General features: G+C 62.3%; 12 protein-coding genes. 4 read left to right on the plus strand and 8 right to left on the minus strand.

Annotated elements, in window-relative coordinates; translation table 11 throughout:
- From hutG to hutI, 4 genes are all read right to left on the minus strand, one after another.
- Positions 1-845: formimidoylglutamase (hutG, locus tag B3M53_RS09460; protein ID WP_286800215.1), on the minus strand; the 845-nt coding region annotated here is incomplete at its 3' end.
- Between the two features lie 9 nt (positions 846-854).
- On the minus strand, positions 855-2,522 hold the full coding sequence (gene hutU, locus B3M53_RS09465; RefSeq protein ID WP_286800216.1) for a urocanate hydratase: 1,668 nt from the start codon (positions 2,520-2,522) through the stop codon (positions 855-857).
- Positions 2,522-4,051, minus strand: coding sequence for a histidine ammonia-lyase (gene hutH, locus B3M53_RS09470; RefSeq protein ID WP_273143873.1), 1,530 nt, complete (start codon positions 4,049-4,051; stop codon positions 2,522-2,524). Before hutH ends, hutU begins: the two co-directional genes overlap by 1 nt.
- On the minus strand, positions 4,045-5,238 hold the full coding sequence (gene hutI, locus B3M53_RS09475; RefSeq protein ID WP_286800217.1) for an imidazolonepropionase: 1,194 nt from the start codon (positions 5,236-5,238) through the stop codon (positions 4,045-4,047). Before hutI ends, hutH begins: the two co-directional genes overlap by 7 nt.
- Before the next feature lie 96 nt (positions 5,239-5,334).
- On the opposite strand from hutI, the gene B3M53_RS09480 reads away from it, so the two are divergent.
- A complete protein-coding gene (locus B3M53_RS09480; protein ID WP_028284658.1) occupies positions 5,335-6,027 on the plus strand; it encodes a GntR family transcriptional regulator in 693 nt (230 codons plus the stop codon).
- Positions 6,028-6,047: 20 nt separating this feature from the next.
- Here the strand turns inward: B3M53_RS09480 and B3M53_RS09485 are convergent, their stop codons facing one another.
- The 3 genes from B3M53_RS09485 to B3M53_RS09495 all read right to left on the minus strand — a co-directional run bounded on the left by B3M53_RS09485 (position 6,048) and on the right by B3M53_RS09495 (position 12,719).
- Entirely contained in the window at positions 6,048-7,994 is a 1,947-nt protein-coding gene (locus B3M53_RS09485) for a BCCT family transporter (protein WP_022701060.1), read from the minus strand.
- Positions 7,995-8,011: 17 nt separating this feature from the next.
- Positions 8,012-10,036, minus strand: coding sequence for a sulfotransferase (locus B3M53_RS09490; RefSeq protein ID WP_286800218.1), 2,025 nt, complete (start codon positions 10,034-10,036; stop codon positions 8,012-8,014).
- Between the two features lie 97 nt (positions 10,037-10,133).
- Entirely contained in the window at positions 10,134-12,719 is a 2,586-nt protein-coding gene (locus B3M53_RS09495) for a TonB-dependent receptor (RefSeq protein ID WP_286800219.1), read from the minus strand.
- Positions 12,720-13,463: 744 nt separating this feature from the next.
- On the opposite strand from B3M53_RS09495, the gene B3M53_RS09500 reads away from it, so the two are divergent.
- Positions 13,464-14,777: an MFS transporter gene (locus tag B3M53_RS09500; protein ID WP_286800220.1), complete on the plus strand. Its 1,314-nt coding sequence runs from the start codon at positions 13,464-13,466 to the stop codon at positions 14,775-14,777.
- Between the two features lie 98 nt (positions 14,778-14,875).
- Positions 14,876-16,630, plus strand: coding sequence for an ATP-binding response regulator (locus B3M53_RS09505; RefSeq protein WP_286800221.1), 1,755 nt, complete (start codon positions 14,876-14,878; stop codon positions 16,628-16,630).
- On the opposite strand, the gene B3M53_RS09510 is transcribed toward B3M53_RS09505, so the two are convergent.
- Positions 16,627-17,259 carry a response regulator gene (locus B3M53_RS09510; RefSeq protein ID WP_286800222.1) on the minus strand — a complete coding sequence of 211 codons (633 nt, stop codon included), beginning with the start codon at positions 17,257-17,259 and terminating at the stop codon, positions 16,627-16,629. The genes B3M53_RS09505 and B3M53_RS09510 overlap by 4 nt on opposite strands.
- Positions 17,260-17,597: 338 nt before the next feature.
- Between B3M53_RS09510 and B3M53_RS09515 the strand changes: the two genes are divergently transcribed.
- Positions 17,598-22,892, plus strand: a complete 5,295-nt coding sequence (locus B3M53_RS09515; RefSeq protein ID WP_286800224.1) for an Ig-like domain-containing protein — start codon at positions 17,598-17,600, stop codon at positions 22,890-22,892.
- Positions 22,893-22,999: the final 107 nt, after the last annotated feature.

Consider the following 22,999-nt stretch of genomic DNA (forward strand, 5'->3'; position numbering starts at 1 on the left):
AGCTCCACCAGATCGGCAAGCGCCAGGCGGTCGCCTGCTTTTTCCAGGGTCAAGGCGATAATCTGCTCGATCGTCGACAGCGGCACGCCCCGCGCCGCCGGCGCGCTGACGCCCGGCGCCTGAAAATGGCTGAGAACATCAATATCAATCGTCAGATAGATCAGATCATTGCGCGCAATGAGCGCGGCGACGCCATCATGCGCCGCCAGCGGGTCTGCGATCAGATCATGATCGCGCACCAGCCCGACTCCCCAGTCTTTAGCGCGTTTCAAGAGCGCCTGGGTGTTCGCCTCTTCGGCATAACCGACGCACAGATAGTCAAAGCCTGCAGGGTCGAGGTCGCGGATCTGGGCGAAGGGCGTGCCCGATGATCCGCCCGCCTCGCCGGGCAGACGCAGATCCAGATGAGCATCGAGATTGAGGATGCCGATCCGGGCGTCGGGATGCGCTTGTCTCAGCCCCCGGAAAGACGCGAAAGCGGTTTCATGCCCGCCGCCCAGCACCACGAGCCGCTCATGCCGGGCCAAGGCGTCCGCTATCATGTTGGCCAGCGTCTCCTGGCCAGCCTCCAGCGCGTCACCCGCAACGCTGACATCACCCAGATCGGCGAAGCTCAGAGCATTTTCAGGCGCTGTGAGGTTCGCAAGCGCCTGTCTCAGAGCGGCGGGGCCGTCCCTGGCGCCGACCCGACCCTTGTTGCGCTTCACACCCGCGTCGCATGCAAACCCGATCACAGCGCGCTTGGCATCCGGTTTCACGAGCTGATGCAGGCGGATCGCATCGGATCCGTCCTCAGGGTCCAACCGACCCGTCCACTCTGGCGCTTGGGTGCGCGTGACGCTCATGCGCTGCTCCTAGAGGATGCCCGGCAGATTGAGGCCGTGCTCTCGCGCGCAGTCCTGCGCAATCTCGTACCCGGCGTCAGCGTGACGCATCACGCCCGTGGCCGGGTCGTTCCACAACACATTGGCGAGGCGTTTGTCAGCGGCCTCGCTGCCATCACAACAGATCACCATGCCGGAATGCTGGGAGAAGCCCATGCCGACCCCGCCGCCATGGTGCAGGCTGACCCAGGTCGCGCCGCTGGCGGTGTTCAAAAGCGCATTGAGAAGCGGCCAGTCCGACACGGCGTCCGAGCCGTCCTTCATCGCTTCGGTTTCGCGGTTCGGCGAGGCGACGGAGCCGGAATCGAGATGGTCCCGCCCGATCACCACCGGCGCTTTCAGCTCGCCACTGCGCACCATTTCGTTGAAGGCGAGGCCCAGGCGGTGACGCTGACCAAGCCCCACCCAGCAGATGCGCGCAGGCAGGCCCTGAAACTGGATGCGCTCGCGCGCCATATCGAGCCATTGGTGCAGGTGCGGATCATCCGGGATCAGCTCTTTGACCTTAGCGTCAGTCCTGTAGATGTCCTCAGGATCGCCCGACAGCGCCGCCCATCGGAACGGCCCAACGCCCCGGCAAAAGAGCGGACGGATATAGGCGGGCACGAAGCCGGGGAAGTCGAAGGCGTTTGCGACGCCTTCATCCAACGCCACCTGACGGATATTATTGCCATAATCGAGTGTCGGCACGCCGTCGGCGTGGAAGGCGAGCATGGCTTCCACATGGGTTTTCATGCTGGCGCGCGCGGCCGCTTCGACGGATTTGGGATCGCGTTCGCGCGCGTCACGCCAGTCCGCCACGCTCCAGCCCGCCGGCAGATAACCGTTGAGCGGGTCATGGGCGCTGGTCTGGTCCGTGAGCATGTCCGGTCGGACTCCGCGCGCGTAAAGCTCCGGCACAATCTCGGCAGCGTTGCCCACAAGGCCGACGGATTTGGCCTCCCCCGCTTTCGTCCAGCGGTCGATCATCGCCAGCGCCTCGTCTACGGAGGTCGCTTTTTCATCGACATAGCCGGTGCGCATACGGAAATCGATGCGGGTCTCGTCGCACTCGATCGCCAGACAGCTCGCCCCCGCCATCACGGCCGCCAACGGTTGGGCGCCGCCCATGCCGCCCAGGCCCGCGGTCAGGATCCAGCGGCCCTTGAGGTCACCGCCATAATGCTGGCGTCCAGCTTCGACAAAGGTTTCGTACGTACCCTGAACAATGCCCTGAGCACCGATATAGATCCAGGAGCCCGCGGTCATCTGGCCGTACATGGCCAGACCCTTTTTATCGAGTGCGTTGAAATGGTCCCAATTGGCCCAGTGCGGCACCAGGTTGGAGTTTGCGATCAAAACCCGCGGCGCGTTTTCATGGGTGCGAAACACCCCCACAGGCTTGCCAGACTGGACCAGAAGGGTCTCGTCATCTTCAAGCGCCTTCAGGCTCTCGACGATCTTGTCAAAGCTGTTCCAGTCCCGCGCGGCGCGGCCAATGCCGCCATAGACGACAAGCTCGTCGGGGTTCTCGGCCACGTCCGGGTGCAGATTATTCATCAGCATACGGAGCGGGGCCTCGGTCAGCCAGGATTTTGCGTTAAGCTCTGTTCCCACTGGCGGGCGGACTTCACGGGCGTTCTGGCGGCGATCGGTCATCACACATTCTCCAGGTCTGAGGTCTTGACGCCTGCCGCGTCCAGGATCGCCATGCCGCGCACCAGGCGCGCCGAGGCTTCAAGGTCCGGGGCCAGGTACCGGTCCTGCAACAGCGGACGAATGTCGGCGTTGAACACATCCAGCACGGCGCAGAGCGGCGCGCTGGTTTTTAGCGGCGCGCGGAAGCGCACCCCCTCAGCCGCGCAGAACAACTCGATGCCGAGGATATGAAAGAGGTTCGCCGTCATCCGCATCAGACGTCGCGCGCCATGGGCGGCCATGCTCACATGGTCCTCCTGATTGGCGGAGGTGGGCGTTGAATCCGTCGAGCACGGATTGGCGAGATGCTTGTTCTCGCTCATAAGCGCCGCGCTGGTCACTTCCGCGATCATCAGGCCGGAATTGAGACCCGGATCGGCGGCGAGGAAAGGCGGCAGGTCAAAACTGAGCGTCGGATCAACCAGAAGCGCAATGCGCCGCTGGGCGATAGCGCCGATTTCCGACACCGCCAGAGCAATCATGTCGGCTGCGAAGGCGACCGGTTCGGCGTGAAAATTCCCGCCCGACACGATGACACCCTCATCAGCGAGCACCAGCGGGTTGTCCGTCGCGGCATTCGCCTCGCGCTCCAGCATGCGCGCGGCGTTATCGAGCATGTCCAGCGCCGCGCCCACCACCTGGGGCTGACAGCGCATGCAGTACGGGTCCTGAACACGTGGATCATCGGTGCGGTGAGACTGACGGATCTCGCTGTCTTCGAGCAGGTCGCGCATCACACGGGCGGCTGCGATCTGACCGGGATGGCCGCGCAGGGCGTGTATCTCTTCCAGAAGCGGCGCCGTCGAGGCCATGGCCGCATCCATGCTGAGCGCGCAGGTCACCAGCGCCGTTCTTGCCGCATGGCGCGCTTCAAACAGGCCCGCGAGCGCATAGGCGGTTGAAAACTGGGTGCCGTTGATCAGCGCCAGCCCTTCCTTGGGACCCAGCACGACAGGAGTGAGCCCAGCCTGGGTGAGCGCGTCAGCGCCAGACAAAATCTCTCCGCGATAGCACGCCTGGCCCTCACCGATCATGACTGCGGCCATGTGAGCGAGCGGGGCCAGATCGCCTGACGCCCCCACGGAGCCCTGTGCCGGAACGACAGGCAGGACGCCTTTTTCCAGCATGGCTTCAATCAGATTGACGAGGTCTTCACGCACCCCTGACGCGCCGCGTCCGAGCGAAATGAGTTTGAGGCTCATCATCAGGCGCACGATGGGTTCCGGCGTCGCTTCGCCCACCCCGCAGCAATGAGACAGGATCAGATTGCGTTGCAAGGCGGCGGTGTCTTCGGGCGCAATGCGGATCGAAGCCAGCTTGCCGAAGCCGGTGTTGACGCCATAAACAGCCTCAGAGCCGCGCGCGGCGGCCTCAACCTGACCGGCGGAGCGGCGCACGCCGTCGCGCGCGGCGGGATCAAGGCGGATAGCGCCGCCTTCGCGCCAGATATGCTCAAGCGTATTGAGCGTTACGGAACCGGGCGTCAGCACAGTTCGCCTCCCAGATAGCGGGCATGCAGCGGAGCGTCGCCCATGCGGTAAGTCAGTTCAGCCGGGTCGGTGACGTCCCAGACCGCGAAATCGGCGAGATAGCCCTCCGCCAGTCGGCCCAGCCGGTCCTGGCCCAACGCCTGGGCGGCGTTCACCGTCACCCCCCGCAAGGCTTCTTCCGGGGTCAGGCCGAACAAGGTCGCCGCCATGTTCATCGCCAGCAGGAGCGAGGTCATGGGCGAGGAGCCGGGATTTGAGTCTGTCGATACGGCCAGAGGCACGCCAGCCCGCCGGAAAGAGTCGATAGGCGGTTTCTGAATCTCTTTGAGAAAGTAGAAGGCGCCGGGCAGCATCACGGCGACGCTGCCCGCCTGAGCCAGCGCCCGCACATCTTCATCGCTGATATATTCAAGATGTTCGACGGATTTCGCGCCATAGCGGGCCGCCAGCGCAGCGCCGCCCTGATCAGACAATTGCTCGGCATGCAGCTTGACCGGCAAGCCCAGCTCGACCGCCACATCAAAGACGCGCGCGATCTGGGCGGGCGAAAAGGCGATGGACTCACAAAACCCGTCGACCATGTCGACAAGACCTTCGGCGGCGGCCTCCCTGAGCGTGGGGATGCAGACCGTATCGATATAGGCGTCCGCCTCCATGCCTTTCGGGATGGCGTGCGCGCCCAGGAAACTCGTCACAACCCGCACAGCGCGCAACTGTACCAGACGGCGTGCCACGCGCAGCTGTTTGAGCTCTGTGTCGCGGTCCAGACCATAACCGGACTTGATCTCTACGGTGGTGACGCCGTCTGCGAGCAAGCGATCCAGACGAGGCAGCGCCTGTTCGATCAACGCCTCGTCGCTGGCCTTTCGCGTGGCCGCCACAGTGGAGGCGATGCCGCCGCCCGCCTTGGCGATGTCCGCATAGCTGGCGCCCGACTGGCGCAGCTCGAACTCATGCGCCCGGCTACCGCCATACACCAGATGGGTATGACAATCGATCAGGCCGGGTGTGACGAGGCGCCCGCCCAGCGAAATGGGCGTCAGTTCATCATAGCGATCAGGCAGGTCCGATCGCGCGCCGCTGAATATGATGGCGCCGTCCTCAATCACTAAAACGCCCGCGTCTATGCGCCCATAGGGCGTGGAGGCGTCAAAGCCGGCCAACACAAGATCGGTGAAAAGTTTCATGATAGGCCCATCTGCGCTCCCATTATGTCTATACATATAAAAAGCGGGGATCAAGCCAGGCTTTGCTCTTGTGACGAGCGTGCTTAAAAGGGCGTCATGCACCCGTATGAAACCATCCGCACCGAGATGTTGCGTCGGATCAACGACCAGACCTGGCCGGCCGGTCACACCCTGCCGCGCGAGGATGATCTGGCCGAAGAATTCGGTGTCGCCCGCGGCACGATCCGGCGCGCCTTGTCGAGCTTGTCCGAAGCCGGACTGATCGAGCGCAAGCGCCGCGCTGGCACGCGCGTGGTGGACCGGCGCGGACACCGATCCACGCTGACCATTCCGATCGTGCGTCATGAGATCGAAGCGCGTGGCGCTGTCTACGGCTACCGGCGCATTTGTGTGGATGACGGTGCGTCATCGCCACTGGACCAGGCCCTGTTCAAGGGCGCGCCGCTCCGGCATGTGCGCTGTCTGCATCTGAGCGACGGCAAGCCCTTCCAGCTGGAAGACCGGCTGATCAATCTTGATACGGTGCCAGAAGCGGCGGACGCCCCGTTTGATACGGTCAGCCCCAATGAATGGCTGGTCCAGCGGGCGCCGTATTCCTTCATCCGGACCGCGTTGCGCGCCGAACTGGCGCACGCCATCGACCAGACCCATCTGGGGCTGACCGAGTCAGAGCCCGTCTTCGTGATTGAGCGGCAGACCCGATTCCGGGATTCCCCCCTGACCTCGGTTCGGCTATCGCATGCGGCGTCAGCCTTTCAGATCGTCACTGAATCCGGCGACCTGGTCTGATCTGTCCATCTCGGACGACGCTAATTCACATTCACCAGATGGTGGATCCACTGACGGTGACGCTCGAAATGGCGAATCAGGTCGCGAATGACCTGCGTCTTGGAATAGCCGTAGATGCAGTAATGCTGGCCGCCCTCGGTCAGGAAGACTTCCCCGCGAGAGTTCTGCTGAGTGAGGCTTGATCCGGGCGCGGGCGCCTCTTCATAGTTTTTCAGCTCAACGCCATAGATGAAGTCGGGCTGCTCACCGTGCGAAACGGTCAGCCAGACGCGATCTTCATCCTCGCTCCACTCGATCCGCGCGCTCAGCCCCTGCCCCTCCATTTCCGGAATCACGTCCTGAAAGGCAGGCTCCACCGCCTCCTTCATCCAGAACCGGACATCTTCCGGTTTGGGCGTGGAGAACATTAGCTTGAGCCGGGTGCGCCAGGGCACGGCGGCGCCCTCGACGGGCAATTGCGGCGCGGATTTCACACCGGCGCGTCGCGCCGTCTCCATCGACCAGGCGCGCATGAGCCCGATAAAAGCAAGGAAGATCACGAAGGTGAAAGGCAAAGCCGCCGCGATTGTCGCCGATTGCAAGGCCGCCAATCCACCGGTCAACAGCAGAACCGCCGCGACGACGCCCTCCAGAACCGCCCAGAAGAACCGCTGCCAGAGCGGCGGTGTCAGCGCCCCGCCCGACGCCAGCGTGGCTTTCACCAGCGAGCCGGAATCCGATGAGGTGACGAAAAAGGTGGTGACCAGAATGATCGCCAGAACCGAGGTGATGGCGCTGAACGGCAAGCTCTCCAGGAAGGTGAACAAGACCAGAGGCGTATCCCCGTCCCGCACCAGCTGCAGTAAAGGCTCGGCCGTGCCGCTCACCGCCTGCAACAGGGCCGTATTGCCGTAGATCGTCATCCACAGGAAAGTGAACAGGGTCGGGCCGAACAGAACGCCCAGAATGAATTCCCGGATGGTCCGGCCGCGTGAAATACGCGCAATGAACATGCCCACGAACGGAGACCAGGAAATCCACCAGCCCCAGTAAAACAGCGTCCAGTCATTGACCCACACGCCGTCGCCATAGGCGTCGACATTGAACGTCAGAAGCGCCAGCTGATCGACGTAATCGCCGATGTTCTGAACATAGGCGCCGATCAGGAACAGGGTCGGCCCGGCGATGAAGACGAACACCATCAAGCCAATGGCGAGAAACAAGTTCAACTCGCTGAGCCGTTTGATGCCCGCATCCAGCCCCGCCAGCACGGACGTGGTGGCCAGCGCCGTGATCAGCACGATCAGGCCGACCTGTACTGGCGGCGAAATCGGCAAGCCAAACAGCGAATTGAGCCCGGCGTTGATCTGGCTGACGCCGTAGCCCAGCGATGTCGCGACGCCGAACAACGTGCCCAGGATCGCCACCACATCCACGGCATGCCCGATCGGACCGTAAATTCGCTCCCCGATCAGCGGGTAGAGCGCGGAACGGATGGTCAGCGGCAGGTTATGGCGAAAAGCGAAATAGGCCAGGCTCAGGCCCACGATCGCATAGACCGCCCAGGCATGAATCCCCCAGTGAAAAAAGGTCAGGACCATCGCCTGCTCGGCCGCCGCCACCGTCTCGGGGTCTCCCGTGGGCGGCGAGACGTAATGGGTCAGCGGTTCAGCGACCGCGAAGAACATCAGGCCAATGCCCATGCCTGCGGAAAACAGCATCGCGAACCAGCCCAGAAACCCGTATTCGGGCTCTGAATCGTCTGGCCCCAGCTTGATCCGCCCCCAATCAGACAGCGCCACGATAACGGCGGCGACCAGAAAAATGCCGACCCCGACCGAATACACCCAACCCGCATTCACGGTGATGAGCGTGCGCAGATCCCCGAAAAGCGCTTCCGCCTGATCCCCCGCCAGCACGGCATAGGCGACACCGGCGAAGATCAGAACAGCGGCCGGAATGAAGACGGCGGGTTCAAACTTTTTCATGGGCGGACAGTCTCTCGTTAGGAGCGGACGGCGATTTCAATCGAGGAATCCCTGCGCCAGTCGTCACAGACAGGGCCGAGCGCCTCACGCAGCGGATCAAGCCAGGCGTCATACGCCTTCCACTGCTCAAGGCCTTTGGTGTTGATGGGCTGGCGCACCTGCTCGGAGCTGGCGGTGCGCACTTCGCGTTTGGTCTTGTGAAAGTCCACGCAGGCCTGCTCGAACGGCAAACCGCAATAGTCGAGGATCCGGCGCACCTGGTTCTCCAGATCGCTGACCACATCCTCGTGGATCACACGCAGGACCTGACCCGGCATCACCGCGTCCCAATGGTCCATCAGGTCCACATAGCCGCGATAATACGCGCCGATTTCCTCGAGTCCGTAGGTGAACTCCTGGCCTTCGGCGAACAATTGCTTGAAGCCCGACACGCAGCACGCCATGGGATGGCGGCGCGCGTCGATGATCTTCGCCTGCGGCAGGATCTTCTTGATCAGCCCCACATGACGGAAATTGTTGGGCATCTTGTCTGTGAAGAACGGCGCGCCCTTGCGGTGAATGGCGGTCTCGTCCAGATAGCGGCGCCCGAGCTTGGCCAGCTGATCCTCATCAAGCTCTGACAGGATGCGCGGATAACGCGTCTTGTCGCTGGCCCGGTCGCGACCGCGCAAGCCGTGGCTGATCGAGATGATGTTGGGCAGCTCCAGCGTCCCATCGACCTGGCTGTGGGACGCCAGGATCTGTTCAAGCAGCGTCGAGCCGGCGCGCGGCAAACCCACAATGAAAATCGGGTCAGTCGCCGGCTCTCCCATGGGGGCGTCAGAGCTGAAGAGCGCGGGCGTGCAAAACTGCTTTTGCGCGTCAAACTCCACCTGGATCTGCTCGGTCGTATACCGGGTCTGGCGCGTCTTCAGCGCATTGCCGCGCTGGTAATGCTCAAAGGCCGCTTCGAAATCACCTTCGTCCTCAAACGCCTTGCCAAGTGAAAAGTTGAGGTTGATCCGGGTCTGAAGCGTCTGTCCCGCACGGGCTTCTTCGCGCTGCATGACAGCGCGCTCATCGGCGGAAAATCGATAGGTTTTCAGGTTGGCGAGGCCATACCAGGCGTCACCATGGGCCGGGTCAGACGCACAGGCCGCCTGATAGGACTGGATCGCCGGCTCGGACCGGCCCCAGGTTTTCAAGGCGTGGCCGCGCGATGTCAGGGTGGAAGGATCACCGGGCGCGCGCTCGAGGACTTCATCAAACAAGGCGACCGCCTTTTGATAATCACCGGTCTGCATACGTTCGATGGCGAGCTGGGAGGCGAACACGGGGTTCTCCGGATCGCGCTCATAAAGCGCTTGCGCCTCGCTCAGCGCCTTCTCGAACTTCTGACGCTTGCGCAAGATACGGATATAATCGACCCGCAAATCTGCGTTGTCAGGCTCAAACGATACGGCGCTCTCAAGCAGGAATTCCGCATCTTCCAGAACGCCCAGGCGCGAGCCGATTTCGGCCAGCAGCCGCATGCCGGCGACATCCTTGGGATGCTGCGTCAGCCAGGACCGGCACAGGCTTTCCGCCTTCAACAGACGGTTTTCGTGAAGATGGTGCATGGCCGCCTGAAGCGCGGGCGGCAAAGCCTTGATCTGCTCCGCCTGAAGCTGCGCCATGCGCGCTTCATCACCCAGTCCGCTGGCGCTCAGAATTTCAGCTTGCGCCATCCAGGCGGCATGCAGGGCCGGATTGGCGCGCACTGCAGCACGGTAACTCTGCAGCGCCAGGTCGATCTCTCCACGATCACGATGCAGATGACCGCCTTCTTGCAGCCCGCGCCCGAAATCCGGGGCGACCTGCAGCAAATGGTCAAGCGTCGCACGCGCAGCGTCTGTCTGTTTCAGATAACGCTGAGAGACCGCCGCCAGATAGAGGGCGTCCACCATATCAGGATCGGCCTGCAACACCGGCTGCAGCGCTTTGAGCGCCAACTCGAAGGCGCCCGAACGCATGTGCGTTTCAGCGGCGCGCAGGGCCAGTGAGTGCGGGTCGTCAGTGGACATCACGTCTCCATAAAACACGATGGGCGCCCCATGCCAAATGGGGCGCCGCATACGTGAGAACGCCCGGCCCGTGATACGGGCCGGGCGTCATCAGGTCCTAGTAGGAAATGCCGAAGCGAATCCCGTAGGTCCGCGGACGCATCGGAGTGACGCGCTCACGGTCGTTGATGTAGTTATTGGCGAGCTCAGCGTTTTCGTTGGTCACATTGTCCACGAACAGCTCAGCGCTCCAGTTTTCAGACGTCAGACCGGTGCGCAGGCCGAGCGTTGCATAACCCTCAACTTCTGCTGCGTTGATCTCGATGATGTCCGAACGGCTGTCGCTCGAATAGATCACCTGACCTTGCACGTGCGCCGTCCAGGTGTTTTCAAGCTGCCACTCGTAACGCGCACGAGCGTTCAGCTGCAGGTTCGGCGCATAAGCCAGCTCTTCGCCCACGACCACATCATTGGTCGGCACGAGCACTTCGGTGATCTCGCTGTCGAGGATCGAGAAGGCGCTGGAAACCGTAAGGCCCGGCACATCTGCAGGCGCCCAGGTCACATCACCTTCAAGGCCGAGAATTTCGGCGTTCGCCGCATTATCGGAGAAGAAGAGGTTGACGATGGACGGGTCGAAAATGGTCGTCTGCAGATCTTCGATCTCGACGAAGAAGGCGCTGCCGTTGAAGCGAACCTGGTCTTCGAACAGGTCGAGTTTCCAGCCGAGCTCGTAATTGGTCAGCTCGTCAGAATCGATGGCGAACGGCACGGTGTAGCCATTCGGCCCCGGCGCGCCGCCCGGACGGTTCAGCAGACCCGGACGGAAGCCTTCCGAATAGGTTGCGTAGAACAGCATGCCAGCCGCAGGCGTCCAGGTGCCGGTCAGCTTGAAGATCGAGCCTTCGCTTGCAGCAACGTCAGGCGCACGCGCCGCGTTGAAGATCTGCTGGGCCTGAGCCTGGCTGAGCGCCGGATCGATCGCCAGAATATCGGCGATGGACTGGGTGTCGTTATAGGTGATGTGGCGGCTGGTGTCGCAGGTGCCGCGGAAGGTGTACTGGCCATCACCATTATACAGGTCGGAGATGTCGGTGCCGAACGCGTTGGCGTCGGTCCCGCCAGAGTTACAGAACGACGCGTTCGCACTGCCGGCCAGATCCACTTCGATGTCGTAATAGCGAGCGCCCGCCGTCACGGCGAACACGCCCGGAACCAGGTCATAGCTGACCTCGCCGAACAGACCCAGCTGCTCGTCGGTGCGCTTGACGTCGTTGCGGAAGATCACAGGCTCCGGGAAAGGACCGTCATCAGACGTGAACCCGGTCTGGAACGGGAAGTTAGGAGCGAACGGACCGAACGGATCAGCGTCAACGCTGCCGAAATAAGTGAAGTCGTTGCGCTCTTCAACTTCCGTACTGGAGTAGAAGCCGCCCGCCGTCACGCGCCAGCGCTGGTCTTGCGGCGTGTTGAAGCGCAGCTCATGGCTTTCCACTGTGGTGTTGGTGGTGGAACCCACAACCGATTCCGGGCTGTAGCAAGTGCCCGACGGCGCAGCCGCGCCGGGATAGGTCACAGAGCCTTCACAGGTGTAGTATGGGAAGTACTGACCCACGAACATGTATTCGGTGTAGTCGATGACCTGCTCGGAATCACGATCCGTGAACGCGCCGGTATAGACCACGTCCAGCATCGCCAGGCGGCCTTCGAGCGTCCAGGACGCGTTGACGAAATCATCTTCCAGGAATTCGTCGTTATAGCGCTGGACGTCGTAGTCCTCGAGCTCGGGATCCTGGAAGAAGACGCCGTCGGTGTCGAGCTGCTGGCTCATGGCCGACACGGTCAGACGCCAGTCAGGATTGAACTCGTAGCGACCCGAAATCCGGAAGCCCGAATAGGTCGTGTCGTTGAAATCATCTTCAACGAGCGCAGAATTGTCCGCGTCGATGAAGGTGACGGCGGACAGATCCGCGCCAGCCTGGAAGCCGCCGCGATTGGCGTTCACGGGAACGCCGTTGGAGCGAACGGTGCCGGACGGACGGAAGCGTGCGGATTCCGAGGTGTTCACGGTGCCGGCGACGTTGTCGATATAGCCGCCCTGCTGGTCCCAGAAGCCCACCATGCGGAGCGCGAAATTGTCGCCCACCGGCAGGTTGACCATGACATCGGTGGAGTAGCTCTCTTCACCGCCCTCGGTGAAAGACAGACCGAAATTGGCGGCGGCCTCATAAACACCCAGCAGAGGCTTGTTGGTGATCATGCGGACGGTGCCGGCCTGTGAGGAGGCGCCGAACAACGTGCCTTGCGGACCCGGCAGCACTTCCACGCGCTCAAGGTCCACAGCGTAAACATCCAGGTTACGACCTGGCTGCGCCAGCGGCTGTTCGTCCAGATAGAACGCCACGTTCGGCGCGAGGCCGGCGACGCCGGCCGTCGTCAGGTTCGGAGTCGTCGAGGCGATGCCACGAATGTAAATCGTGTTCTGACCCGGACCGCTGCCGCCAGCGGTGACGCCGGGCAACTGGACCAGATAATCGGCAAAGACATCCACATCGAGTTCGGCCAGATCATCAGCGCCGATCGCGGAGACGGCGACAGGGATGCTCTGGGAATCCTGTTCGGTCTTGGTGGCGGTGACGACAATGCGATCCACCTGCGCGCTGGCCATGCCGCCCATGGCGACGCCCATGGCTGCGGACAACATGGTGCTCGCGAGAACTCGTTTTTTGAGACTCATCTTTTAGCGCTCTCCAATTGATTATGATTATGCCGATCTAGAGAAACCATCGCGCGCTGACCAGAATTACTTTCAACCGTAAGCATCCCGCTTCTTGCAAGGTTGTTCACACATCCAATTTCAAGTCTTTTTTGGTAAGCTTAATCAGGTAGTTGATTAGAAAGTTGCCAAATCGCAACACAACTTTACAGTTCCCATCGCTCGACGATCCGCAAACGCTCTGGCAGTGATCGCTTCCAATTGAAAGCTTCTGGATGCAGCATGCTCGAGCCCGCCGGAGAGTTGCAGCATGCTCCATTTCTGCTCCACCCTTCTGACCGCCACGATACTGATCACCACAGGCGTGCTGGCAGGTTGCGCTTCAACGCAGCCTGCACGGGCGGGGGCAGGACAAGGCGGGTCTTTTCCTGACAGCGTGAACGCCTTCGGAGACGGCTATCCTGTCGCTGGCGCGCCATGCCGCCGCTTGGGCGAGGCTCGCGCGACGGCCGCCTATCTCGATCACATGCGAACGCTCGCGGGATGTCTGACTCGATCAGACGCCGATGCTCTGGGCGGCCAGATCGTAGGACATATTGACGGCGTATGGATGATCTCGATCCCGAGCGAGCGCCTATCCCCCTGACGCAGCTGACGCCCCGACGCTGAAAACGGCTATGCGCCGGATCAAAAACAACGCTAGCCTCTCCGCGGCGAAGGGGGCATGCGGCCATGATTAAAACCTCTGTGCTCTATGGCGCAGGCGATGTGGCGTTCTTGATATTCTGGCAGGGCGCAGCGCTCTTTCTGCTATATTTCTATACTGACATTATCGGCTTGCCGCCTTTGCTCGCAGGCGGCCTCATCTTGCTGGGCCTCATTTGGGACGGCGTCACCGATCCGGTCTTCGCAGCCCTGGCGGATCGCAAGATGGCGCAGGGCTTCGGCTATCTCAAAATGATCAGCCTCGTCGCACCTTTCATCGGGATCAGCTACGTCCTGTTGTTCACAAGCATTGATGGACCGCTCTGGCTCAAAGCGGTCTGGGCCTTGCTCACCCATTTGCTGTTCCGCACCGCCTTCGGCCTCGCCAGCATGCCCTATAATGCGTTGCCGACCCGGTTGAGCCTGCAATCGTCCCAACGTGACGCTCTGACGGCGGCGCGTGTTGTGGGCGCCGGGCTGGGCGGCTTGAGCGTGGCCATAGCAACCCCCTTGATTGTCATCAGGTTTGGCGACGGCGCGGCGGCATACACGCTGGCGGCCGCTGTGTTCGGCTTGCTCGCGACAGGGGCGCTGCTGCTGACGGGGCGCGGGCTGACGGATCCTGGAATTGCGCCCCTTTGTCGCCAGGCGGACAGGCCCATCCATCTGGCGCTTCAGGGACTTGTCCGGTCTGTAAAGGCGAACCGCCCCTTCCAGCAGCTGCTGGGTGTGATGGTGACGGCGATGCTTGGGTTTGGCGCGTTCACGGCGTCGCTTGTGTATTTCGTCAACGCGTCGCCGATGATGACCGATTTCATCCCGCTCGCCCTCGCCGCCCCGACGCTCGCGACCATTCTCGCCGCCCCCGTCTGGCCCCTTATGGCCCGGCTCAGATCCAAACGGGACGCGCTGGTCATTGGCGCGCTTGTCGCAGCGATCGCCTTGACGTCTCTCATGGCGGCGAGTTCAGCCTGGATGGTTCTGGCGGGTTTAATTGTGGCGGGCGCGGGTCTCGCCGCAATTCCGGTGATGTTGTGGTCCATGATGGCGGATACGGTGGACCATGGTCATTCCCTGACCGGAGAGCGCATTGAAGCTCGCGCCTTCGGACTGATGACGCTGGTGCAGAAAATCGCCAGCGGGCTCGCAGTCATCATCGTAGCGGCGGGTTTCACGCTGTTTCAGGCCGCAGCCTCGCAGGCTGAAGACCCGGCGATCATATCACGTATGTTCATCAGCCTGTTTCCAGCGGCTTGCCTGGCCCTGACCGCCTGGATCGCCTCAGGCTACACGCTTGACGACGCCGCCCACGCCGCCGCAGTGGAAAACCTGCAAAAGTAGACGCTGACCCGCCCGTTAGGGCGATTGCACGACGCCCTCAGCTTGGACACACTCCAGTCAGCGCCTGGCGGACAACAGCGGACGCGCGAAGGAACACCATGTCAGACAGCAGCCAAGCCGCAGACTCCCCGAAACTGCATCTGGCTCAGGCGCGGCTGCTCGTCGAACGCAACACCTCGTCATGTCTGATTGTTGAATCGGTCATCGTCTACCTTGCGGTGCTGATGATGTTGGCGGGGGATTTTCTCTACAGCGCGCTGTGGTTCGCCAGCACATCCATTATGGTCAGCATCGTCTGGCTGCACTCCCATCTGACGACGCGAAACGGGCTCACAGACGCGAACGCCCGGGCTTACCTGAATCGCCACACGCTAATCGCCGCTGCGACAGGCCTGACCTGGTCTGCGCTGGCCATAGGATATCTCGACCAGGACTCGCTGCTGCGCCTGTTCATCACCTTGAACATCGTGTGCTCCATTACGCTGGGCGGCATGGCTCCCAGCGCAGAGTACCGCCCTGCTTTCGTCAGCCTCTCGACGGCGATGATGGTCCCGTTTTCTCTCTATTGGCTTGTTGCGCTGGACGGACCTGTCAGAGGGATCGGAATTGGCCTTCTGTTCTTTTACGGATTTGGCCTGCTCGTCAGCGCCCGGGCTGAAATCCAGACCCGAGAGACCCTGGCGGCGGAGCGTCAACGCAAGCTCAGCGCACGCTTGCAGGCCAAGACCGAGGAATTGGAGAAGGCCAATTTCGCCAAATCGCGCCTGCTCGCGGCGACCAGCCATGACATGTCCCAACCCCTGCAAGCGCAAGGGTTTCTGATGACCGCGCTCCGGGCCTATCTCGACAAGCCCGAGCAGCATGACATGCTGAACCGGATCGAGGCGGCCTGGCGCAGCCAGAAGGAATTGCTGGATGCAGTTCTGGAAGGCGCCCGCCTGGAAGGCGGTGCCGTGCGCGCACAGAAGCACTCCGTCGCCCTCACCCCTCTGCTTGATGATATCTGCTCGGTGTTTGAAAACGAAGCCGCGCAGCGCGGCGTCAGCTTGCGACGTTGCGGCTCAGACATGGCCGCCTATACAGACCCTGCGCTGCTGGCGCGGGTGGTGCGCAATCTGACCGCCAACGCCGTCAAGTTCACACCGACCGGCGGTCGCGTTGAGATCTGGGCGCGCGAGAGCGGGGGCGAGGTGATCGTCGAGGTCATCGACAGCGGCCCCGGCGTCTCGGAGGCGGATCATGCGCGCATTTTTGACGCCTATGTCCAACTTGATTCCGAAGGCGGCGACGGTTTGGGATTGGGCCTGTCGATCGTGGAAAGTCTCGCAGCCGCGCTAGAGGCGCCGTTGCATTTCATCAGCGCACCCGGCGCCGGGACCCGTGCAGGCCTGACGCTGCCGTCCACGCATCCAGACACCGTGCAGGGCGTCGAGCCCGCGGCAAGCGTGTCGCCTGTCGCTCTCGGCGGTTCCCCGCTTGTACTGGTGATCGAGGATGACGTCGCCGTGCGCGACGGCCTGTCCCATCTGCTGACCGAATGGGGCTGCCGCGTCATCGCAGCGCAGAGCGCCGAGCAAGCCTTGACCTTTATCGCCCTGCTGGCGGCGACGCCGGACTTCGCGGTCATCGACAAGCGACTTGGCGACGGCGCCGATGGCGTCACGGCCCTGGGTCAGGTGCGCGAGGCGGTTGGACAGAGCTTTCCGGCCGTGCTGCTGACAGGCGATTTGACGGGGTTTGACGCTGCCGGAACCGAGGCGGACTTAAGCGTCCTGGCCAAACCGGCTGATCCTGACCAGTTGCGTGCGCTGATCGCCAGCGCGACCGCGCAAGCCCACCAGATTCGCGTCTAGATCAGGCCGAGCTGCTGAGCCTTGCGGACTGCGCCCGTACGGGTATTGGCGCCCAGGGTTTCGTACAGGGCGCGCAAATGAGACTTCACCGTGTTCTCGCTGATGCCCAGCGTTTCAGAGATATCGCGGTTCGTCGCGCCCTGACCGATCAGGGCCAGAACCTGTTGCTGGCGCGCCGCCAGCACCGGGGCCTGGAAATCCGAGGCAAGACCCTCCGCGTCTTCCGAGGCTTCTAGGTCAAACAGCGTCCCGCCCGCCAGCAAGGTCTCGATGGCGTCCAGAAGATCATCCTGTCCGGCGCTCTTGTGCAGAAACCCGTTCGCGCCGAGCGCCCGCATTTCCGCCAGCGGCGGCGCATCCGCCATGCCCGACAGCATCAGGACAGGCGCCTTGGAGCCCTGCTGGCGCAAGGCTGACAGCAGCGCCAATCCGTTCATCTGCTTCATCACCAGATCCAGAATGAACAGATCGGGCGACAGGCCGTTCGTCAAAGCCTTCAGAAACACCTCTGGCGCGTCATACACGTGAATGTCGTAAGGCCGCGCTGATGCATCATTCAGCGCGACGAAGCCGTCTGCGAACATCCGATGATCGTCGATAATGACGAGCCTGGCGGGTCTTTGAGCCATTATGTGCGGCGTCCAGGCGCGCCTGGATCCTCCTTATGAAGATGAGTGGACCATAGGTGGCGCAGGCCCCGTGTCAACGCGGTCATTTGGGGCCCACTCACCCGAAAGGGTGAGGCGAAACGGACACATAGGCAGAAGTAAAGAACACGTTAACCATCTGATGCGCCTTACAAACCGCTCACTCACCCGAACGGGCGATTGCGCGGCTCCGCCCCCTGATCATTGTCGCCTGCATATCGAAACAGGCGTTGATCCGCAGGACCTTGACCGGGCCTGCGGACGGCGTGCGGTCCGCCCGTCCATCGTGCGCCGCCGCCAGCCATTGGGGGGAGGGCGTCATGCTTTCTAGACTACATCGCACAATCGCCACAGGCGCTATCGCCAGCTTGATCGCGCTGACCGGTACAGCCGCCAGTCTGGCGCAGCAGGTCTTTTCCGTGACGCTGCGAACCGACGGATCATGCACGGCCTCGAACCCAACCATATTCGACGTCAGAGCCTATATTCCGACCTCCACCACCAACGACACAGGCGATGGTCGCGATCTCTGGCACTATTACCTGCTGGACCACAATAAGACGGTGCTGGGACGCAACAGCATCGCGATCACCATTCCTTATGCGAACCCGAACGCAATCCGCTCTGTGGCGACCAACGCCGACCCGGCCGTCGGTCTATTCACGGTCATGTTGCGTAACGAAGATGCTGGCTTTGATCTGAATGTGGGCGACACCGCCGACACCACCGCCTCGCTGGTGCGCGCCTTGTATCAATTTAACGCCTCTCTTTACGACTCTGATTGCCCGGGCTTGCCCGACACCACCGCCCCGAGACCCACCTCCATCGTCCGGCAGACGCCTGCAGCCGAAGCGACCAACGCGGACTCCCTGACCTGGCGGGTCAGCTTTGACGAAGCCATGCAGAATGTGGACGCTGCCGACTTCGCCGTGACCGGCACGACGGCGTCTTTGTCGGTGAACGCGGTGTCCACCTCTGTCTATGACGTCACGGCTTCGGGCGGGAATCTGGCTGATCTGAGCGATTCCGCCTCTCACACCACGGTTTCCCTGGGCTTTTCAGCCGGCCGGGATCTGACCGACCTGGCGAGCAACGCCCTGTCGAGCACGACGCCCAGCGGCGCGCACGAGCACTATAACGTGAACAATCTGGCGCCCGTATTGGCCGGCATCACGCGCGCAGCCCCGTCCCAAGAACTCACGAATTCGGACGCCCTGATCTGGGAATTCGAGTTCTCACAGATCCCTGACTCGATGAGTCTGACGGCGGCGGACTTCACGCTGACCGGAACCACGGCCAGCCTCGTCGTCAACCGGTATCCAGATGGATTCAATGTCACCGCCACCGGCGGAGATCTGGCAAACCTGAACGGCACAGTCTCCATCAGCCTCAAGAATGGCTTCGTGACCGAGTACGGCAACGCCATGGCGACAGGCGCGCCGTCCGGGACCAATGACAACAGCTTTGTCGTCGACAACGCCGCCCCGACGGTCACCAGCATCGACCTGTACTCGGGCACGACCACTCCCACCGGAGCCGATGTCGTCTCCTGGCTGGTCACCTTCAACGAGGCGATGAACCCGAGCTCCATCACCAGCGCCGATTTTCAAGTGTCCGGCACCACGGCCACTCCCACTGTCAGCCACGTCACGGATTCCACTTATGAAATATCGCTTGCCAATGGCGATATCGCTACGATGAACGGTTCGGTCGCGCTGAGCTTCGCCCCTGGAGCGGCCATGAGCGACACAGTGGGCAATGCGCTCGTCAGCACGACCGTCAACGGGACGAACAACAACACCATCCAGATGGTCAATGATAGCGCCGCGCCGACCGTCACCTCCATCGTGCGCTCCACCCCGGCCACCGAAAACACCAACGCGGATTCTCTGACATGGCGTGTGAGCTTTAGCGAATTGGTTCGGAATGTCTCGGCAGACGATTTCACGGTTAGCGGCACGACCGCCACAGTGACGACAGTCGACACGACAAGCTCACCAGGAGCGTTTGCGTCTCCGGCGTCTGCGTCGCCCAGCGGCTCCCCTTCAAGCGCTTCCTTTCTTGTCACCGCATCGGGCGGCGATCTGGCTTCTGTCGCAGACAGCACGGTATCGCTCGGCCTCTCCAGCTCCCATAACATCACAGACGACGCGTCCAACTCCCTGACCGTGACCACACCCAGCGGCGCGAACGAGAGCTATAATGTCCGCAATGCGGCGCCGGTTCTGGCCAGCATCACGCAAAACACGCCCACGGCGTTGGTGACCAATGCCGACAGCCTGACCTGGGATTTCAATTTTTCCGAGATTTCCGACTCGATGAGCCTGGCGCCGTCGGACTTCACGCTGACGGGAACGACTGCAACACTCAGCGTCACGCGGTATTCCATCGGATTTTACGTCACGGCCTCGGGCGGCGATCTGGCGGACCTGGATGGCATGGTCCGGGTCGTGCTCAATAACGGCATTGTTGATGACTACGGCAACGCCATGGCCACGGCCGTCCCGACGGGAACCTACGGTAACAGCTATTTTCTCGACAACACAGCTCCGACGATCGCCAGCGTTGACCTGGATCCCGGAACAGTCTCGCCCACGGACGCCGACACGGTCTCCTGGCGTGTGACGTTCAGCGAAGAACTGCCTCAAAACCAGCTCACAGCAGCAGATCTTGTGATCACTGGAACGACCGCCACCCCGACCATCACCCATACCCTCAGCAAGCCGGATTATTATCTGGTCACCCTCGCCAATGGTGATCTGGCGAACCTGAACGGGTCGGTTTCTCTAGCCATCGCGCCTGGCAACTCCATCACCGACTCTGCCGGGAACGCTCTTACGGGCACCCGCGCCACGGGTGTGAACAACAACACCATCGTGATGACAAATGACGCTGAAGCGCCAAGCGTGACCCTTTCAAGCAGCGCGAGCCGCGCTGTGACCGGCGCCTTCTCTGTCACCATCCAGTTCAGCGAGGCCGTCAACGGTTTCAGCGCAGACGGTCTGTCTGTGAGCAATGGCGTTGTCTCGAGTTTCAATGCGGTCAGCCCCGCTCAGTACACCGCAGAGATCAAGCCGAGCGCGGATGGTCCCGTGACGGTAGAGGTCAGGGCGAATGCGACGTCGGATGTGGGCGGCAATGGCAACACTGCTTCAAATAGCCTCTCTGTGATGGCGGACACCGCCGCGCCGACGGCCAGCCTGTCCGCCTCTATCGGAGACATCGCGTCCGGCCCTTTTGATCTGACGATCACCTTTTCCGAGCCTGTCAGCGGATTTGCGCTTGATGATCTTGCGGTTATCGGCGCGGTCGCCAGCGATCTGACTGGATCTGGCGCAACATATTCCGCCACGGTGACGCCTGATGGCGCAGACACCGTGACCGTAAGTCTGGCCGCAGGCGCGGCGATGGACGCGGCGGGCAACGGCTCTCTGGCGACTGAGGACTTCTCCGTCAAAGTGGACGCTGACGCGCCTTCGCCCGTGCTGAGCGGTCCCGGCGAGACCGTCGAAGGCGCCTTCGCGCTGTCCATCGAGTTTGGCGAACCCGTCACCGGCTTCGCGCTGGAGTCTCTGTCGTTCACCAATGCGGACGCGACTGACCTCGTTTCACTGGGCGAGGGTCGTTACAGCGTGACCGTCACGCCTCGCACCGTCGGCTCAATCGAGATCACTCTGGCTGCTGGCGCCGCCAAAGACGCCGCGGGAAATGGCAGTCTCGGCGCCGTCCTAAGTGTGGAAGTTGTGGCGCCCCCCACAGAAGTGGTCGTGGAAGTCACAGCCGAGACAGCGGACCCCACGACGGTTTCCGCGGGCGCCAAAGTGACCAATCCAGGCTCTCAAGCCATTCCGTTCCGCGCCTTCGCTGATGTGGACTGGCTGATCGTCACGCCTGATAGCGGCGTCGTGCCGCCGCTGGGCGATATCGATTTCACGGTGGAAGTCACCGATGCGGTCAATGACCTGCCGCCGGGCGATTACACCGGCACGGTGACGGTTGTGCGCGAAAGCGCCTCGGGGACCTCCAGCGCCAGTGCGCCGTCTGCCTCAATCCAGGAAACGATCATCATCGAGATTCCCATCTCCCTGTCGCTTGAACCGCGTTACGGTTCGTTGACTTTGGTCGCCAGCACGGCGTCTGGTCTGTCCGGCGACGCCAGCTTCACCTATGCCAGCGACATCGCGGATTTTGACGGTCTGACCCTGACCCCGCGCACCGGCTCGGCGCAGGCTGAGATCTCCGAGCTGATGTCGGGGACCTACACGCTCACCCAAAGCATCCCGCAAGGCTGGCGTGTGAACGCCATCAGTTGTGCGGGTGATCTTGATGGCGGCTCCAGCTTTGACGCCGAACAGGGCGTGGCGGTGATCGATCTTGATCCCGACGAAGCGCTGGTGTGCACATTTGAAAACGCGCGCGATGAAGATCTGGTGCGTCTGGCCACCCAACGCGCCATCCGCAACTTCATGCTGCGTCGTGCTGACCGCCTGATTGACGCCGCACCTGACCTGTCACACCGGTTTGAAGCGCGGGAAACCACGCAGCGCGGCGCCTTCGCCGCTCAAGTGGAAGGCTCCGGCCGCTATCAGATGAGCCTCGCCGGCTCATTGGCGGGCGCCCGCAACGCCGCAGCGCAGACGCCGTCCGGCATGAACGGCCCCGGCAATCCGGAACGCCCTGTGCTTGAAAACTGGGATGTCTGGTTCGCCGCAGAATTGTCCGGCGTATCCGACAACCGGGCGGGCGAACGGGCGAGCAGTGATTTCGGCGTCGCTCAGCTGGGGGCTGACTATCAGCTCTCTGACGACCTGATCGTCGGCGCTCTTCTGCAGTATGACTGGATGGATGAGCGTGCGGGCGAAATCTTCGCCGAGGCGGGCGCCCTTCGCGGCGCGCGCACAGAAGGTCAGGGCTGGATGGTCGGCCCTTACACCGTCTGGCGCATGACCCAATCTCTGACGCTCGACGCGATGGCGCTGTACGGCCAGTCCGACAACACCGTCGATCCGCTCGGCTTTTATCAGGACGATTTCGAAACCGACCGGTTGATGGTCCGCGCCAATCTCAGCGGCGAGGTCGCCAAAGGCCCATGGCGTCTGCGTCCCCAGGCCGGGATCACGCACTTTGAAGAGCGCCAGAAAGGCTATGTGGACTCCCTGGGCTTTGACATTCCCGAGCAGAGCGTCGCCCTGGGCCGGTTCCGGGCCGGACCTGAAATCGCATGGCGCCGTGAAACCTCTGACGGCGGCTGGCTTGAAGTGAATACGAGCGTAGCTGCGGTCTGGGATTATCGCGCAGCCGAGCTGATCAACGAACAAGGCGGCTTCAATGGCGGCGATGCGCTTCGGGCCGACGCTCGGATCGGTGTCGCAGCGCAGACAGGCTGGGGCGCAAGAGTGCAACTTGAAACCGGGCTGTCAGGTCTGGGCGTGGGGGACTTTGAAGCCCGAAGCACGCGGATCGAGATCCGCATCCCCTTCGGCGCACGCTCTGCCGGCGGCGGCGGGAGCCTGAACCGGTTCGCCAGCGAAGGGCCGCCCGCGTTCAACCAGGCCTGTCTGAACGCCCACTCCGGGTTTGAGCAGGCTGTTCGGGGGCAAGCAGGTTGTCTGTGACATCTGCATCCACCCGCCCAGAGGCTGCAGAGCTCTAAGGGCCCGAGCAGGCGGGCGCCTTGATCAAGGCGCCCGCCTTAACCCTGATCGAGGAATGAATTGACGCC

This window comes from Oceanicaulis sp. UBA2681, from assembly GCF_002354675.1.
GTDB lineage: Bacteria > Pseudomonadota > Alphaproteobacteria > Caulobacterales > Maricaulaceae > Oceanicaulis > Oceanicaulis alexandrii.